We start from the raw sequence: 14,824 nt of genomic DNA on the forward strand, positions 1-14,824 counted from the left end.
CACTTTGCCTTCAATCCCTTCGGCAGCAAAGAAGAGGCCGGCAAGAGCGAGTTCCTGATCCTGTCGGTGCATCATGTGGCCATCAATAATTACTTGCAACAGGCCGACGAAAAAGCAAACTACGACAATCACTTGACCTGCATCCGCAAAGCGATTCCATGGCGGCCAGGTCGCGGTTTCAATAGTGCCGCCACAAAAATCCTGGGGCCGCAAACCGCCACGGTAGTCGGCCCATCTGGACCGGACAGCATCCATACCGACGAATACGGCAGAATCCGCGTGCAGTTCCATTGGGACCGCATCGGCAACAACAATGAAAAGAGTTCGGCCTGGGTGCGCGTCGCCAGTTCGTGGGCCGGCGGCCAGCTCGGCGCCAAAGCGATTCCCCGGGTTGGGGCCGAAGTGATTGTGATGTGGCTGGACGGTAATCCGGATCGTCCGCTGGTGACTGGCGCTGTCTATAACCAGCGCAATATGCCGCCGTGGAAACTGGCAACGCAACAGGCGCTGATGGGTTTGCGTAGCCGAGAGCTAACGCCCAACGGAGGCAACGCTGCCGGCGGCCGCAGCAATCACTTGATCCTGGACGACACCAACGCCAAGATCCAGGCGCAGCTCAAGAGCGACCATCAGCACAGCCAGCTGAGCCTGGGACATATCACTCGCATTGAGGACAACGCCGGCCGCAAGGATGCGCGGGGCGAGGGCTGGGAGCTGCGCACCGACGGCCACGGTGTGGCGCGTTCGGCCAAGGGCATGCTGATCACCACCGAAGGCCGTGGCAATGCAGCGTCGCACATGAAAGACATGGGCGAGACGGTGCAGCGCCTGACTTCCGCACGCGACCAGCATGAGACGCTGGCAGAGATGGCGCAGCAGGCGGGGGCACAGGAAAAGCAAGGGCAGCAAGCCGATATCACCAAGATTCTCAAGGCGCAAAATGATGCGATCAAGGGCAGCGGCGCCAGCAGTGACGGCAGTTTCCCGGAACTGGCGGAACCGCACCTGGTACTGGCCAGCCCTGCCGGTATCGAGACCACCACCAGCGGCAGTACCCATATCGCAAGCGGGGACCATGCCGCCATTACCACCGGCAAGAGCCTGTCGATCGTCAGCGGCGACAGTCTGTTTGCCAGTATTGGCAAAACTTTCCGCTTGTTTGTGCAGAAAGCGGGGATGAAGATGGTTGCCGCTGCAGGCGACGTCGACGTCAAGGCTTTGAAAGATAGTATCAACCTGCTGGCCAAGCTGAATATCACGCATACGGCAAACCGCATCACGATCACGGCCAAGGAAGAAGTGTTGATCAACGGCGGCGGTAGCTACGTCAAATACAATGCCGGCGGCATCGAGCATGGAACGAACGGCGCTTATGTGGCCCACGCGGCCTCACACAGCTTGCCGGGGCCGAAGAACTTGCCCTTCGTGATCCCTGATCCCACGATAGGCGGGCCGCCCTACAGCTTGCGTTGGAAGGCTATCAGCGCCGTGGACAGCACACCTGGTCAGAGTGTCGATGTGGTCGCGCGCGAATTCGGAGCAACCGGCGCTGCGATTGTGGCCAATACCGGGGGCGACGGGAGAAATGATCGGCATAAGGACGAAGATACGCCGACGGTGTATCAGGCTCTGTTGGGCAGTGGTGACTGGACAGTGCATACCAGCCTTGAAGATGACCCGCAGCAATTAGAAACGGCAGATTGGCACGACCAAGAAGCTTTGGACCCCAATGAGGATACAGCATGACCACCAGCTATACCGTTCGCCGAGGCGACACGCTCACGAAAATCGCCAAGCTACACAACTCTACGCCGCAGGTCATTGCGGAGTTAAATGATTTATCCAACATCAATTTGATTCACGTCGGGCAACACCTGCAGGTGCCGGCGCTCGTCCCAGTTCCGGAGCACAATCCTGCGCCAGAAAAACAGGAGCAAGCGCCCCAGGAACGCACTTTGTTCATGCAGTTTGTGGACGTGCTCAATCAGCCGATCAAAGACCTGAAGGTGAAGCTGCATTTGGATGGAGAAACTGCTGAGCATGTCACTGACAGCAAAGGTGAAGTACCGCCCGTAGAGGTAAAGAGCGAGTCCAGTGCCGTAAAGGTCGAGGTCGAGACTGTCACTGGGAAATCCAAGCACATCGCTACGGTCAGCCCCAGGGGCGACAATACCTATGTGCGATTGCATAGCCCTAAGCTGGCCGTGCAGTCGCAACTGCGCACCCATGAAGGAAAGCCCCCGGCTCCCGCAGCACCGCCGCCTGCTGCACCGGCACCGGTGTCTCCGGCAGCGACCGTTTCGGCGCCCCCGGCCGCCGCAGCCGACAGTTCAGCGTCAAAGCCAAAAACGACCACACCACCAGGCACCGTCACCGACACCCGCTCAGCGGCGGGCCATCCTGTGCAAGAGGTTTCGCTGGAATGCCCGAACAAGCTGAATTTGAGGTTGATGCAAAACTTCACCTATCGCGACTACATTGTCGCTGCGGCGAATCGAGCTGGAATGATTCCGCAGGCTATTGCTGCCATCATGAATGCCGAAGCGGCGACTATTATTACGATAGAAGAAGTACCGGTATTCAATAAAAAGACGGGGAAACCTGCTCTTGATAAAAAGGGAAAACCTGTTATCAAACGCATTCCTAAGAACACTGGGGTTTGGGACCCCAATTCGGCGTCACCAAGATCATCCGCTCGTGGCATGACGCAATTCCTGGATGCCACGTGGATCGAAATGACCATGACGGATGGCACATTTTTGAATGCGCGCGCTAAAAAAGAAGGATGGCTGACGACCACCACTATCACCATAAAGCATAAGAAAAGCGAGGAGACCAAAGAGGTCCCAGCGTTCAAGCTCGAAAATGGATCCTTCGTCACTCCCGGCAAACACAGCATAGCTGCGCAACTATCATCGAAACCGTATTTAACGGGAAGGGCTAAGGCCAGCGATGGTAATTTGCAAAAAATCCTAGATTTGCGATTTGAAGCCGAATATGCAATTCATACGGCGGTAGACTATGCCATGCAGAACCTGGCAATGTTGAAGAAAAATAATTTCAAGCTCGACACTCTCAATGATGGAGAAAAAGCGAAAATTGCCTATCTGGCGCATCATTTGGGGCCTGGAGATGTCAAGGCGTTCATCAATAACACCATGACGGCGGAGCACGCTGAATATCTACTGAAGGCGCAGGTAGGCGCGGACGGCGCGGCAAAAAGAGCGGAGAAGAATAAAAACGATTACTTGGCAGCGCACAGAGCATGGCTTGATGATTTTATCAACGACAGAATCAGCACCACTAAATATATGTGCAAGGCTGACGATGCTCCGACGGTCAGGACATTATTGGATACTACAATTGCAATCAGGGCAACAGCATGAAACTAACTAAAGCTATTATTTTTCTTCTTGTTTTTTCTTTATCGCAGATAGTATCTGCCGAGCCGGACAAGCTTGATTTTGTAAAGAGTCATCCTATCAAGCAGGAAGAATCCTCAAAATTTGGGTTAATTCAACTCACCGACGACGGCAGTGTTTTATTAGATGGAAAACTTCTTCTCCAAGGGAATTCTGAGAAAGACGATTTTGATACAACAATAGATTATTCAATTGCCGATACGCAGCCCGACAAAAAATCTCCTTGGGTGGAAGTTCAAGCACATGGCAGGAAATATAAACACCAGTCAGTTTCGCGTCTCATTTTGGTCGGGCGCTCCCAAAATCCAGTTTTTTACAGGGTTTTAGACTTAACTGGAAAAGAACCTTATATTTCCGAGAGCTTTGGCAAAGATGGCCATTGGGCAGACGAACTTAAAAATACAAGATGGGGGAAAGATAAAACTTTTATCGAAATGAAATATGGAACTGTGTATTTGTACACGAAGGGCAAAAAAGTAGAGGGCCCATTTGCCTATTGAAGCCGTTACAAGTCGAGAACTAAGGCCACCGCTCAGGTGGTCGACGGCTCAACCGGGGATTGTCAGATCAGATCGCGACCACCACACTTAATCCACGCGACGACCAGCACGTTGTAATGCCGCTTGTTGTTTTTCGTAGTCATCTCGGCAATCCACATTGCAAAACTGCAGCGCGTGCGCGATCAGTTCGTCACAAAAGTGGCAGCGACCGTCGCTTTCCAAAATCGCTTGTTTTCTCACGTACGCTCTCGCGTTCTGTATGTCTTTTTCAATGCGCCAGCCGGCGCGGTCCGCGATGTCGCTCATGGCTTGTTTCCTTCCCCTGTCAGTAATTCATATTCGTTAAATTTCACGACCTCAATACCTAACCAGTCGTTGAGCGTCATGAATTGCGATTGCAGCGGCACCAGCTCGTTGCGGGCGAATACCCGTGCGGCTGGTTCAATTGCACCGAAGCCCCCGGTATTGTTCGGCATGATCCCCATGAGCTGGGGCGGCACGCGATGGGCGGCCAGCACGTCGTCGCGAGTAACTCCCTTGATATTGAAAAATTCATCTTTGGCGGCAACGTCCGACACCGGCAGGATCTGGATGCCATCTTTTTTACCGTTTGGCGCGTACATGAACAGGTTGCGGAAGTTGCCCGGTCCCTTGCTGTCGCGCATAGCCTGGCGCAGGTTGTCGACATCCGTGATATTGGCCGCGGCGTCGGTCATATAGAACACGAAGCCGGCGTGCGAGCCGTTCTTGTAATACTTGCGTCGGAACAGAGTGGCTGCCTCATTGAGCCACGCTGACTGCAGCGCGCTCAGGTATTGCGGCACGCCGTACACCTCCTGGTTCAGATCCGGGTCCATCAAATGGAAAACGGTCCCTTTCTCGAAGGCATATTCCTGCTGCCATCCGGCCACAAAGAAGTAGGACTCCAGATCCCGGCCGCGCCGCATGTATTTCGCCAGTCCGTGTTTTAGCTGCAAGGCCAGGCCGCTGCGCGTGCCCCGTTTTTCCAGATAGCCATTACCGAAGGTGAGGAAGTCCAGGGCAAAGCGTTTAAACGCATCCCGTGACAGGTATTTGTTCGGGATGAAGGTCGAGGCCAGGATGTTGGTTTTAAAATAAATAGCGCTGCTGTGATGGACGCTGGCGTGAAACGATTTCGCCAGGCCGGCCAGGCTGACGGGCGGCTCGTACCACTTGCCATTCAACCAGCACTCGAAACAATCCAGCACCTCGCTCTGATCGAGTACCGGCGTTGGATCTCCGAAGGTGAACGCCTCTATGCTGCCGCCGGCGCTTGGAACCGCCGCCGGTACTGCCGGCGCCGCCGTGTATGTCGCGGCACGTTGCGCGGCGCGCCGTTGCTGCTTGTTGCTCATGATGTGTAAATCTCCATAAAGGATTGTGTGTTCTCGTTGGCGCCCTCGAATGGTTCGTGGTCGAGCGCATGCATGCAGGCCCATGCCAGGTCGGCGTGGCCGGTTTCATCGGTGCGGCCGGCGTCATAGGTCACTTGCCGCCCGCTGGTGGTGAGGGTTTTGCGGATCGTCATGAAAGACTGTGCAATGTCGGTCCAGCCGGCGTCGAATTCCAGCCGCGCCTTACTGACGATGTTTTGCGCTTTGAGCACCATCCGGGTTTTGACTTCTGGCGAATAGTTGATCGCCGTTACCCCCGGAAAAAACTGCCTGACCAGGGGATACACGCCGATCCCCATGCCCGTCGTGTCGATGCCGATATAGGAGACGTTGTAGCGGGTCGTCATCTCCTTGATGGCCTTGGCCTGGGCTTCGAAGTCGATGCCGCGCCACTGGAAGCGCTCAAGGATCCGGAATTTGCCGCCGGCCACCAGGGGCGGCGCGATCACCACGCAGCCGGCGCTGTCGCCAGTTAGTGAGGGGTCGTAGCCGATCCAGACCGGCCGGTCGCCGAACGGACGGCTGGCAAACGGCTTATAGTCGTCCCAGCTGACCCAGGAATCGATCATGCAGCGCTGCAGGGCCATCAACGGGAACACGGATTGCGTGTCGTCGATGAAATTGCACATCAGCAGGTTTTCGAACTGGTCGGGGCTGTATTCGAAATTGCGCAGCTCATCGATGTCGAACAGATTGCAGCCGCCGCGCTCGGCGTCGAGGATCGTGACGATCTGGCGCCACATCTTGTCCTCACCCGTAAAGCCGCTGGACAGCCGCAAATGGCTGACATCGATGTCGACCTGGTCAGCCTTGGCCCGGCGCTTGTTGAACAGTTCGCCGGTCCAGAAGGGATACGCCTGGTGCGTGATCGAGGAGGGCGTCGAGAAATAGGTCTTGCGCCATTGCTTGTGCAGCGCCATGCCGGACGCGACCTTGTTCAGCTCCTGGAAGTTATGGGTCCAGAAAAATTCGTCAAAGTAGAAATTGCCGTGGTAGCCCTGGGCGGTTCGCGCATTGGTCCCGAGGAAATACAGGTGGGCGCCATTGGGCAGCACAATCGGATCGCCGGCCAGCTCGATGCCGGCGGCCTCCTTGGCGAACTGGATGATGTACTGCTTAAAGACGTGCGCTTGCGCCTTGGACGCCGACAGGAAGATCTGATTGCGGCCGGTCTGCATGGCGTCGGCCAGTGCCTCCCGCGCAAAGTACCAGGTTGCGCCGATCTGGCGCGATTTCAGAATGACCCGCGTTCTCTGGTCGCCGTTGCGATGCCATACCTTTTGGTAGTCGAACAGGGAATCCCTGAACGCCTGCAGCAGCTTGTCTTTTTGTTCTTCGCTGAAATCGTTCCTGGTCGGTTTCTTCTTGGGTTCGGCGTTGCGGTTCGCCAGCTTCGGATTGAGGTCGACCTCATTACCGCCCGGCGCCTCATAGCGGCGCACGCGGGCGGTCTGCACCACTTGGCGCATCAACAGGTCGATTTCCTTGAAATCGCCGCCGGTCTTGACGTCCTTGCAGATCAGTTGCACCAGGCGCGATTCCAGCGTCGCTTCGATCTTTTCCAGCGGCGTCGCCTTGTCCCATTCGTCGCGGGTCTTCCAGCTTTCAATGGTTGTTCTCGCCTGCTGCAGGTGCTTGGCGATGGAAGTCACACGCCAGCCTTGCCAATACAGGTGTTTGGCAATGCGGCGCGGATCCACTTCGGGTTCTATTTCGGCAGGTCGTTCGGCGATCAGTTCAGACATGCCGCAAGCGTATGCGTCGCGCGCGTGTAGCGGGGAAAGCAGAGGGTTGATATGCGCCTTATCAACCCTCTGATCATTGAGTCAGCAAGCGTCAAGGTCGACTATGGAGTCTTGAATCTTGTCCCCACACTTTGTCGAGACCACCATGTCGAAAAATACGCCTGCGGCAACCAAAAAATCGAAATTCTTCCGGGTCGCCGTCGAAGGCGCCACCACCGATGGCCGCGTGATTGACCGCGCCTTCATTCAACAGATGGCGGCTAACTTTGACCCAGACCTGTACGGTGCACGGATCTGGATGGAACACCTGCGCAGCACCTGGTCGAACGGCGAATTTAAAGCCTACGGTGATGTCACCGCCGTGAAAGCGGAAGAGGTGACCATCGGCGGCACCAAGAAGCTGGCCCTGTTTGCGCAGATCTCGCCGACACCCGAGCTGGTGGCGATGAACAAGGCCCGCCAGAAAATTTATACCAGCATCGAGATCAATCCGAAATTTGCCGATACGGATCAGGCTTACCTGGTCGGCTTGGCTGTGACCGACAGTCCCGCCAGCCTTGGCACCGAAGTGCTGTCATTCGCCGCGCAGCACCCCGACAGCAACCCTTTTACCAGCCGCAAGCAAGATCCCGGCAACTTGTTTACGGCAGCGGTGGAAACCGCGCTGGAATTCGAAGAAGACCCCATTACCGAACCTGAAGGAATCAAATTGTCCGACGCCGTCAAAGCCATCTTAAAACGCTTTACCAGTAAAACCAGTGCCGACCAGATGCAGTTCGCCGACATTACCGAGGCCGTCTCGACGCTGGCCGCGCATGTGGGCGAGAACGCCGAGCAGTATGCCGCTGCAGTGACGCGCATCGAGACGCTGGAAACAGCGCTGAAGGAATCCAACGACGCTTTTGCCGCCTTCAAGCAACAGATCGACAGCACCGACGCCAACGCGACACAGCGGCCGGCAGCAACCGGCGGCGATGGCGCACTGCAAGCCGAATTCTAAGCGCTGCCGCCGGCCGCCAGATTCCCACTTTGACCCCATACCCGACAGGAGCATGACCGCATGAAAAAAAATACCCGACTCGCCTATAACCAATATGCGCAACGCCTGGCGCAATTAAATGGCGCCGGCAGCGCCGCCGAGACGTTTAGCGTGGATCCTAGCATCCAGCAGAAACTGGAAACCCGCATGCAGGAGTCCAGCGAATTCCTGAGTAAAATCAATATCATCGGCGTGACCGAGCTGGAAGGCGAGAAGCTGGGCCTGGGCATTTCCGGCCCGATTGCCGGCCGCACCAATACCGACAAGGCCGACCGCAAGACCCGCGACCTGACGAACCTGGACAATCACCGCTACCGCTGCGAAAAAACCAACTTCGACACCCATGTCGGCTATGCCAAGCTCGACGCCTGGGCGAAATTCCCCGATTTCCAGCAGCGCATTGCCAACGTCATCCTTCAGCGCCAGGCGCTGGACCGCATGGTGATCGGTTTCCACGGCAGCAGCGTTGCCGCCGACACGGACCTCGTCAAAAATCCGATGCTGCAGGATGTCAACAAGGGCTGGTTGCAGCATTATCGGGAACAGGCGCCCCAGCGCGTGATGCATGAGGGTAAAACGCCGGGTAAGGTGGTGGTCGGCGCCGGCGGCGATTACGCCAACCTGGACGCCGCAGTGTATGACGCCCTTACTTTGCTGGATCCCTGGTATCAGCAGGATAGCGGTTTAGTGGCCATTGTCGGCCGGGGCCTGTTGCACGACAAGTATTTCCCCCTGGTGAACACTAAGCAGGCGCCGACCGAGACGCTGGCGGCCGACATCGTCATCAGCCAGAAGAGAATAGGCGCCCTGCAGGCGGCGACCGTCCCGTATTTCCCGGAACACGCCATCTTGATCACCCGTTTCGACAACCTCTCCATTTACTGGCAAGAAGGCAGCCGCCGGCGCCGGGTAGTTGATGAGGCCAAGCGCGACCGTATCGAAAACTACGAGTCATCCAACGATGCGTATGTGGTCGAAGACTTTGGCCTGGGCGCTTTTATCGAAAACATCGAGCTGGTGGCCTGAGATGCGTGAATTGTCTCCTGCCCAGCGCCACAAAGCCCGGGTGCTGGCCGAGCAGGCCGCGGCCAGCGCCGACCCCGGCGGCCCGACCACCGGGTCGCAGTATGAGCTGCAGCTATACCAGCTGCTTGAGGACCGGCGTCGCCTGAAAAATATCCAGTCGATCAAAAGCAAGGTGGTATTGAAGGCCCAGCTGTTGCCGAACTATCACGCCTGGATCGATGGCGTGTTAGCAAAGGGGAAGGGCGGCCAGGACGATGTGCTGACCACCATCCTGGTCTGGTCCATCGACGCCGGCGACTACGAGCGGGCCGTGCAGATGGCGCGTTATGCGGTGACGCACAAGATGACTTTGCCGGACCAGTACAACCGCGATATCCCGACGATGCTGCTGGATGAGTTCTCTGAGGCGTTCCTGCACGGGAAGCTGGCCGAGGATCCGGCGCTGGCGGCCAACATTCTTGCCCAGATCGGTGAGTTGACCGAGGGTAGCGACGCGCCGGACCAGGCCCGGGCCAAGCTGCACAAAGCGCTCGGGTATGCGTTGCTGGTGCTGGCTGATGACGGCGACGATAAACGCGACCTGGTCGACCAGTCGTTGCTATACGCCCAGGCGGCACATGGCAGTCTGACCCGTGCCCTGGAGCTGTTTCAAGGCGTGGGCGTCAAGAAAGATATTGAGATCCTTGAACGCCGCTTGAAGAAAGCGGAACAAGGTTAAACGAGCACCCCCTGGCGCACGGCGGCGCGGGTCGATTACCGATGCCTGGCATGAAGGTATGACGCCCGCCCACCGCCGTTTTTTAAGAAAAACCTTATGAGCTTTCTTGCTGTTGAACCGTCGACACCTTCCCAGACAGAGCCGCCGGTTTCCTCCCTGGTGGAAAACGATGGCTTCTATGTCGACATCCACTTATCCCAGATGCGCGACGCCATGCGCCTGGACGGCACTGTCACCGATGTGCGGCTGCGGCAAGCGGTCATTGCCGCCATCCTGCACGTCAATCACGAGTTGCGCGACTGGAAGCTGCGGCAGGTCGCTACCGGCTACACGACGCTTGCGGCAGTGCCGGCGGACCGCATAGACCGCGAGAGTATTCTCATTGCCCACTACCGACGCGCTGTCTACTGCACGGCAAAGGCGGATCTGATCGAGCGCTACCGTGATTACGACAGCACTGCTTCGTCCATGTCCGACAAGAAGATGATGGAAGCGCTCGATAACGCCCCAGGCGAGCAGCGGCGTAACGCCCATTGGGCCATTGCCGACATTATCGGCCGCACGCACCTGACCGTCGAGCTGATCTGATGCTAGTGCGCGCCCAACAGCACGACACGCTCGATCTGCTGTGCTGGCGTCACCTGGGCGCGACTGCCGATGTGGTCGAAGCGGCGCTGGAAATGAACCCCGGCCTGGCTGACTACGGGCCGGTCCTGCCGCATGGCCTTCTTGTAAAGCTGCCTGAACCTACTGCAACCCCCACTAAAACCGCCCGGGTCGTCAACCTTTGGGACTGATTGGAGATTTATCTATGGCAGAACCCAGCACCACCACCCTTGTTGTCACCGCCGCCGCCGGCGTCGGGCTGACGACGCTGTTTCCCGGCATCGACGGCAATGCGCTGATCGGAGCCTTCGCCGGCGCCACGCTGGTGGCGATCTCCAGCAAGAATTTGCCGGTCCTGCAGCGGCTGGCCTATATGGTCATTTCGCTGGCTATTGGCTACCTGGCCGCACCCGAGGTGATCAACAACACGCCGCTGAAACAATCGGGCGTGGCTGCCTTTGTGGCGTCGGCCGCGGCCATTGCGCTGACCCTGCACGGCATCGAACTGATCCAGACTATCGAGCTGCCGGCGTGGATCCGCAAGGGAGGCCGCAATGACTAAATTGCTTACCATGCTGGCGCTGCTTTCCTATGCCAGCACCTGCATCCGGCTGCTGTGCTATCGACGCGGCCTGGCGAACTACCGGATCCATATATCGCTGGTCGCCTGGCTGCTGATTGTCTTTACTGGCACCTGCGCCCTGGAGATCCTGCTGGGCATTGGTCACCCCTCCTTCGGGCAGGCCGGCATTGCCTTTACTTTGTGCCTCTTGGTCTACCGCGCCCAGGGTAACGTCGCCAACATCGTCAGGGGGATCCAATGACACCACTTACCGAGCATTTCACATTGGAAGAATTCACGCGCAGCGACACCGCCCGGATCCTGGGCATCGTGAACATCCCGGCGCCGGCCATTGTCGCTAACCTGCGGCGTTTGGCCAAATTTAACGAACTGGTGCGCCTACAATTGGGCGGCGCGGCCATGGTGATTTCCAGCGGCTATCGCTGTCCGGCCCTGAACCGGGCGGTCGGTGGTGCTGGCAACAGCGCGCACCTGGATGGTTTAGCCTGCGATTTTATAGCGCCGGCCTTCGGCACTCCGATGGATATCTGCGAAAGGTTGAATACATCCACTCTGCAATTCGATCAGCTGATTATTGAGCGGGTCGGCGGCGCGGTGTGGGTCCACTTGGGCATTGCTGCTGAAAATAAAACCCCGCGCCGCCAGGTACTAACGATCGACAGCCGCGGCACAAGGATCGGCCTATGGAAGTAATCGTTAAAAGCCTGATATCGGCCTTGTTCGTCGGCGCACTGGGCCTGGTGATCTATGTCCAGTACAACGGTCTGAAAGAGGCGCAAGGCCGGATCAAGGACGCCGAGCAGGCGACCCGCGACCGGGACGGCACGATCAAGACGCTGAAGGCCGCGGCAGACCGGGACAAAAAAGCTACGGCCAAGCTGCAGGGCGAGCGTAACAGCATCGCCGCCACCCTTACCGAACGGGAGAACCTGATTGACAACCTTCAGCATGAAAACGCGACTATCCGTAGCTGGGCTGATGCTCCTTTGCCTGACGCTATTGCCCGGCTGCGGGAGCGTCCCGCCGCCACCGGCGCCGCAGCTTACGCTGAACGCCTGCCCAGCGGTGACGCGCTGCCAGCTGCCGGCAGCAGCCCCCAGGACTAACGGCGCATTGAACCTGACCCTGGAGCGGGCAGAGGCGGCGTGGGCGGTCTGTGCCGCCGAGGTAGATATGGTCTACTTTTGTCAGCAGGAAGCCGATGTACAAGCCAAAAAGCCTTAGAGCGCATTTGAAGGCGGCGATTGCCGATCTGACGCGCAATCCCGACAAACTGCTGATATTTGCCGATGAGGGTAATACGGTGGCCACCGGCACGGCTTCCCTGTCGTTTGAGTATCGGTATAAGCTCGATATCATCATTACCGATTACAGCGGCGAAGCCGATGCCGTCATGGTGGCGTTGCTGGCCTGGATTCAGATCCACCAGCGCGATCTCCTGGACAATGCGGAATTGCGCAAGAGTGGCATCGGTTTCAATGTCGATTTCAACAATCACGAAACCATTGATCTGTCGATCAAGCTGGCGCTGACGGAGCGCGTTGTGGTCAAGGAAGTCAGCGCCGGCCGGCTGGACGTGCGACACCTGGCCGAACCGCGACCCACGCCGGTATATAGCGATGAATTCTGGCAAGCCTATACGGACGGCCTGTTGCTGGCCGAGTGGCGGACGCCGGCTACTCCCACATGAGCGACGACCTGCACGCCCTAGAAAGCTGGGCCGGCGCTCTGCTGGCAAAGCTGCAGCCTGGTCAGCGCCGGGTGGTCACGCGCAAGATCGCCCAGGAGCTGCGGCGTAGCCAGGCGCAACGCATTGCCAGCCAGCAGGCGCCGGACGGCGCGATCTATGCGGCCAGGAAGCAGCGTAAGGATCTGCGCGGCAAGAAGGGCAGAATCAAACGGCAAAAGGCGGCAATGTTCAACAAGGTTCGTACGACCAAATACCTCAAAACCACCCAGGACGAAAATCAGCTATCGGTCGGGTTCTTTGGTCGCGTGGCACGGATCACCCGCGTGCACCAGGAGGGATTGACGGACAAGGTCGCAAAAAAAGGGCCGGAATATCGCTATCCGGCCCGGCCTTTGCTTGGTTTTAGCGCTTCTGATCAAGCGCTGATTCGAGATTCTCTGTTGCGTCATTTGGGAAGTTTTGGAGAATTTTGAACCGGGCGCCTCACTCCCACTTCTTTGGCGTTAGAATCATTTTTCCAAAGCGAATGATGGGATTGTCATGAACATGAGCGTAGAACCAAACAACAAAAAGGTATTCATATCCTATAGTTGGACTGATGCCGCTCATGATGAATGGATTGTGTCGCTTGTCGAAAAATTGGCCGAATGCGGGATTCACTGCGTTTTTGATAAATTCGATCTAAAGCCAGGACAAGACAAATTTGTTTTTATGGAGCAGATGGTGGGATCTACCGAAATCGAAAAGGTTTTGGTTGTCTGCGACAAGGGTTACAAGAAAAAAGCTAATTTGCGTAAAGGTGGGGTCGGAACAGAGTCAGTAATAATGACTCCTGAACTTTATGGGAAGACCGATCAGACCAAATTCATCCCAGTTATTGCTGAGCATGATGAAGATGGGCCATGCCTACCGGCATTTCTTGCGAGTCGAATTTACGTCGATCTATCTAGTCCTGATAATTTTCAGAACGAATTCGAAAAGCTAGTGCGCCTTATCTATGACAAGCCTGCATTCAAGCGTCCAAAATTGGGAAGTCCGCCTGCCTACATTTTGGAAAACGACTATAAACCGCTACTGACAAATGGGAAATTTCAGGACTGGAAAGACGGGATTTCTCAAGCTAAACCCTACGTAAAGGCTGCAGAAAAAATATATCTTGATGCACTCATCGTAGCTCTCGCAGATTTCAATGTAACTGACACGTCTGATACGTTTGACGAAACAATCGTGGATTCAATCGCAAAGATGAAACCACTTCGTGATCAATTTATTGAATTCATTGAGCTTAAATGTGTGCACGGTAATGATGATGATCCGAGCTTTGATCGTATCTTCGATTTTTTTGAACAACTTGCAGCCTTAACAGGGCCGGATGAATCGGTTGGATCTTATACAGAGGCTACCTTTGACAACTATCGATTCCTTGCTTGGGAGTTGTTTTTGTACGTGCATACAATTTTGATTAAGAACGATTTCTACGATACGTCTGCTCGATTTTTAAGCGAAAATTATCATTTCCAGAATATGATTCAAAGGTCGACAGAAGGGCTGTCGTATACATTTTTCGACCACAGCTTATATAGCATAGATGTACATCGAAAGCAGCGCCTTGGATCTAATCGTACAAGTATCTCTGCTGATCTATTTAAGGAGCGTGCTGATATTCGCGCGATTCCGTTCGCCAATTTGATGCAAACAGATTTCTTGCTGTGTTTGCGAAAGGCGATTGTTAAAACAGATGCTTGGGGTGAGATATGGTTTCCTCGAACATTGGTTTATATGCAAAGACATGGTGCATCATTTCCTCTTTTTTCCCGGGTTGCCAAGCCTCGTTTCGAGACCGCAATTTGTAAAATTCTTGGAGTCGAAAATCTGTCCGAATTGGTACGTCAATTTGATGCCGTTGATGAAGCTGATCGTTTATCGGGATATCGTTTCAATGGTGCATTTGGCCGCATATCGTTTCAGGCTTTGATGAATTACAGTGCCATTAAGACCATTGTGGCGGAACGATAAATCAGCGTAATGCGGCTCTGACACTCCCCACGTGTCTGCGTCTGAACTGAACTTTCTCATGCAC

The 14,824-nt window shown here is 56.0% G+C and carries 19 protein-coding genes; 16 read left to right on the forward strand and 3 right to left on the reverse strand.

Annotated features, from left to right (window positions below; all coding sequences use genetic code 11):
* The 3 genes from V8G57_RS24780 to V8G57_RS24790 all read left to right on the forward strand — a co-directional run.
* A partial coding sequence (locus tag V8G57_RS24780) for a DUF2345 domain-containing protein (protein WP_342831633.1) occupies nucleotides 1-1,746 on the forward strand: 1,746 nt, incomplete at its 5' end.
* On the forward strand, nucleotides 1,743-3,386 hold the full coding sequence (locus tag V8G57_RS24785; RefSeq protein WP_342831634.1) for a LysM peptidoglycan-binding domain-containing protein: 1,644 nt from the start codon (nucleotides 1,743-1,745) through the stop codon (nucleotides 3,384-3,386). The genes V8G57_RS24780 and V8G57_RS24785, both read left to right, overlap by 4 nt.
* Nucleotides 3,383-3,922: a hypothetical protein gene (locus V8G57_RS24790; protein WP_342831635.1), complete on the forward strand. Its 540-nt coding sequence runs from the start codon at nucleotides 3,383-3,385 to the stop codon at nucleotides 3,920-3,922. The genes V8G57_RS24785 and V8G57_RS24790 overlap by 4 nt, the downstream gene beginning before the upstream one ends.
* Before the next feature lie 87 nt (nucleotides 3,923-4,009).
* On the opposite strand, the gene V8G57_RS24795 is transcribed toward V8G57_RS24790, so the two are convergent.
* The 3 genes from V8G57_RS24795 to V8G57_RS24805 are packed head-to-tail and all read right to left on the reverse strand — an operon-like array spanning nucleotide 4,010 to nucleotide 7,082.
* The gene (locus tag V8G57_RS24795) at nucleotides 4,010-4,228 is read right to left on the reverse strand and encodes a hypothetical protein (protein WP_342831636.1); all 219 of its coding nucleotides are present in this window, start codon (nucleotides 4,226-4,228) and stop codon (nucleotides 4,010-4,012) included.
* Nucleotides 4,225-5,298: a phage portal protein gene (locus V8G57_RS24800; RefSeq protein ID WP_342831638.1), complete on the reverse strand. Its 1,074-nt coding sequence runs from the start codon at nucleotides 5,296-5,298 to the stop codon at nucleotides 4,225-4,227. Before V8G57_RS24800 ends, V8G57_RS24795 begins: the two co-directional genes overlap by 4 nt.
* Nucleotides 5,295-7,082, reverse strand: coding sequence for a terminase ATPase subunit family protein (locus V8G57_RS24805; RefSeq protein WP_342831639.1), 1,788 nt, complete (start codon nucleotides 7,080-7,082; stop codon nucleotides 5,295-5,297). Before V8G57_RS24805 ends, V8G57_RS24800 begins: the two co-directional genes overlap by 4 nt.
* 118 nt (nucleotides 7,083-7,200) lie before the next feature.
* On the opposite strand from V8G57_RS24805, the gene V8G57_RS24810 reads away from it, so the two are divergent.
* The 13 genes from V8G57_RS24810 (at nucleotide 7,201) to V8G57_RS24870 (ending at nucleotide 14,760) form a co-directional block, all read left to right on the forward strand.
* On the forward strand, nucleotides 7,201-8,082 hold the full coding sequence (locus V8G57_RS24810) for a GPO family capsid scaffolding protein (protein ID WP_342831640.1): 882 nt from the start codon (nucleotides 7,201-7,203) through the stop codon (nucleotides 8,080-8,082).
* A gap of 60 nt (nucleotides 8,083-8,142) precedes the next feature.
* A complete protein-coding gene (locus V8G57_RS24815) occupies nucleotides 8,143-9,147 on the forward strand; it encodes a phage major capsid protein, P2 family (RefSeq protein WP_342831641.1) in 1,005 nt (334 codons plus the stop codon).
* 1 nt (nucleotide 9,148) lies between these two features.
* A complete protein-coding gene (gpM, locus tag V8G57_RS24820; protein ID WP_342831642.1) occupies nucleotides 9,149-9,865 on the forward strand; it encodes a phage terminase small subunit in 717 nt (238 codons plus the stop codon).
* A 96-nt stretch (nucleotides 9,866-9,961) separates the two neighbouring features.
* The gene (locus V8G57_RS24825) at nucleotides 9,962-10,453 is read left to right on the forward strand and encodes a head completion/stabilization protein (protein ID WP_342831643.1); all 492 of its coding nucleotides are present in this window, start codon (nucleotides 9,962-9,964) and stop codon (nucleotides 10,451-10,453) included.
* Entirely contained in the window at nucleotides 10,453-10,662 is a 210-nt protein-coding gene (locus tag V8G57_RS24830) for a tail protein X (RefSeq protein WP_342831644.1), read from the forward strand. The genes V8G57_RS24825 and V8G57_RS24830 overlap by 1 nt, the downstream gene beginning before the upstream one ends.
* Nucleotides 10,663-10,676: 14 nt before the next feature.
* Complete coding sequence (locus tag V8G57_RS24835) at nucleotides 10,677-11,033, forward strand: putative holin (RefSeq protein ID WP_342831645.1); 357 nt, start codon at nucleotides 10,677-10,679, stop codon at nucleotides 11,031-11,033.
* Nucleotides 11,026-11,295 (forward strand): phage holin family protein, encoded by a 270-nt coding sequence (locus V8G57_RS24840; RefSeq protein WP_342831646.1) that lies wholly within the window; start codon nucleotides 11,026-11,028, stop codon nucleotides 11,293-11,295. Before V8G57_RS24835 ends, V8G57_RS24840 begins: the two co-directional genes overlap by 8 nt.
* On the forward strand, nucleotides 11,292-11,747 hold the full coding sequence (locus tag V8G57_RS24845; protein ID WP_342831648.1) for a D-Ala-D-Ala carboxypeptidase family metallohydrolase: 456 nt from the start codon (nucleotides 11,292-11,294) through the stop codon (nucleotides 11,745-11,747). Before V8G57_RS24840 ends, V8G57_RS24845 begins: the two co-directional genes overlap by 4 nt.
* Nucleotides 11,738-12,160: an Rz-like lysis system protein LysB gene (lysB, locus tag V8G57_RS24850; RefSeq protein WP_342831650.1), complete on the forward strand. Its 423-nt coding sequence runs from the start codon at nucleotides 11,738-11,740 to the stop codon at nucleotides 12,158-12,160. The genes V8G57_RS24845 and lysB overlap by 10 nt, the downstream gene beginning before the upstream one ends.
* Complete coding sequence (gene lysC, locus V8G57_RS24855) at nucleotides 12,054-12,278, forward strand: Rz1-like lysis system protein LysC (RefSeq protein ID WP_342831652.1); 225 nt, start codon at nucleotides 12,054-12,056, stop codon at nucleotides 12,276-12,278. The genes lysB and lysC overlap by 107 nt, the downstream gene beginning before the upstream one ends.
* A complete protein-coding gene (locus V8G57_RS24860) occupies nucleotides 12,256-12,744 on the forward strand; it encodes a phage tail protein (protein ID WP_342831653.1) in 489 nt (162 codons plus the stop codon). The genes lysC and V8G57_RS24860 overlap by 23 nt, the downstream gene beginning before the upstream one ends.
* A complete protein-coding gene (locus tag V8G57_RS24865) occupies nucleotides 12,741-13,217 on the forward strand; it encodes a phage virion morphogenesis protein (protein ID WP_342831654.1) in 477 nt (158 codons plus the stop codon). Before V8G57_RS24860 ends, V8G57_RS24865 begins: the two co-directional genes overlap by 4 nt.
* Nucleotides 13,218-13,284: 67 nt before the next feature.
* The gene (locus V8G57_RS24870) at nucleotides 13,285-14,760 is read left to right on the forward strand and encodes an SEFIR domain-containing protein (RefSeq protein WP_342831655.1); all 1,476 of its coding nucleotides are present in this window, start codon (nucleotides 13,285-13,287) and stop codon (nucleotides 14,758-14,760) included.
* The last annotated feature ends 64 nt before the right edge of the window (nucleotides 14,761-14,824 follow it).

Origin of the sequence: Collimonas rhizosphaerae (genome assembly GCF_038896935.1) — a bacterium.
Lineage (GTDB): Bacteria > Pseudomonadota > Gammaproteobacteria > Burkholderiales > Burkholderiaceae_D > Collimonas > Collimonas rhizosphaerae.

What these genes read in the sequence shown, in the direction of transcription:
- V8G57_RS24785 (WP_342831634.1), top strand. Translation starts at nt 1,743, where the DNA reads ATGACCACCAGCTATACCGTTCGCCGAGGCGACACGCTCACGAAAATC.
- V8G57_RS24790 (WP_342831635.1), top strand. Translation starts at nt 3,383, where the DNA reads ATGAAACTAACTAAAGCTATTATTTTTCTTCTTGTTTTTTCTTTATCG.
- V8G57_RS24795 (WP_342831636.1), bottom strand. Translation starts at nt 4,228, where the DNA reads ATGAGCGACATCGCGGACCGCGCCGGCTGGCGCATTGAAAAAGACATA.
- V8G57_RS24800 (WP_342831638.1), bottom strand. Translation starts at nt 5,298, where the DNA reads ATGAGCAACAAGCAGCAACGGCGCGCCGCGCAACGTGCCGCGACATAC.
- V8G57_RS24805 (WP_342831639.1), bottom strand. Translation starts at nt 7,082, where the DNA reads ATGTCTGAACTGATCGCCGAACGACCTGCCGAAATAGAACCCGAAGTG.
- V8G57_RS24815 (WP_342831641.1), top strand. Translation starts at nt 8,143, where the DNA reads ATGAAAAAAAATACCCGACTCGCCTATAACCAATATGCGCAACGCCTG.
- gpM (WP_342831642.1), top strand. Translation starts at nt 9,149, where the DNA reads ATGCGTGAATTGTCTCCTGCCCAGCGCCACAAAGCCCGGGTGCTGGCC.
- V8G57_RS24825 (WP_342831643.1), top strand. Translation starts at nt 9,962, where the DNA reads ATGAGCTTTCTTGCTGTTGAACCGTCGACACCTTCCCAGACAGAGCCG.
- V8G57_RS24830 (WP_342831644.1), top strand. Translation starts at nt 10,453, where the DNA reads ATGCTAGTGCGCGCCCAACAGCACGACACGCTCGATCTGCTGTGCTGG.
- V8G57_RS24835 (WP_342831645.1), top strand. Translation starts at nt 10,677, where the DNA reads ATGGCAGAACCCAGCACCACCACCCTTGTTGTCACCGCCGCCGCCGGC.
- V8G57_RS24840 (WP_342831646.1), top strand. Translation starts at nt 11,026, where the DNA reads ATGACTAAATTGCTTACCATGCTGGCGCTGCTTTCCTATGCCAGCACC.
- V8G57_RS24845 (WP_342831648.1), top strand. Translation starts at nt 11,292, where the DNA reads ATGACACCACTTACCGAGCATTTCACATTGGAAGAATTCACGCGCAGC.
- lysB (WP_342831650.1), top strand. Translation starts at nt 11,738, where the DNA reads ATGGAAGTAATCGTTAAAAGCCTGATATCGGCCTTGTTCGTCGGCGCA.
- V8G57_RS24860 (WP_342831653.1), top strand. Translation starts at nt 12,256, where the DNA reads ATGTACAAGCCAAAAAGCCTTAGAGCGCATTTGAAGGCGGCGATTGCC.
- V8G57_RS24865 (WP_342831654.1), top strand. Translation starts at nt 12,741, where the DNA reads ATGAGCGACGACCTGCACGCCCTAGAAAGCTGGGCCGGCGCTCTGCTG.
- V8G57_RS24870 (WP_342831655.1), top strand. Translation starts at nt 13,285, where the DNA reads ATGAACATGAGCGTAGAACCAAACAACAAAAAGGTATTCATATCCTAT.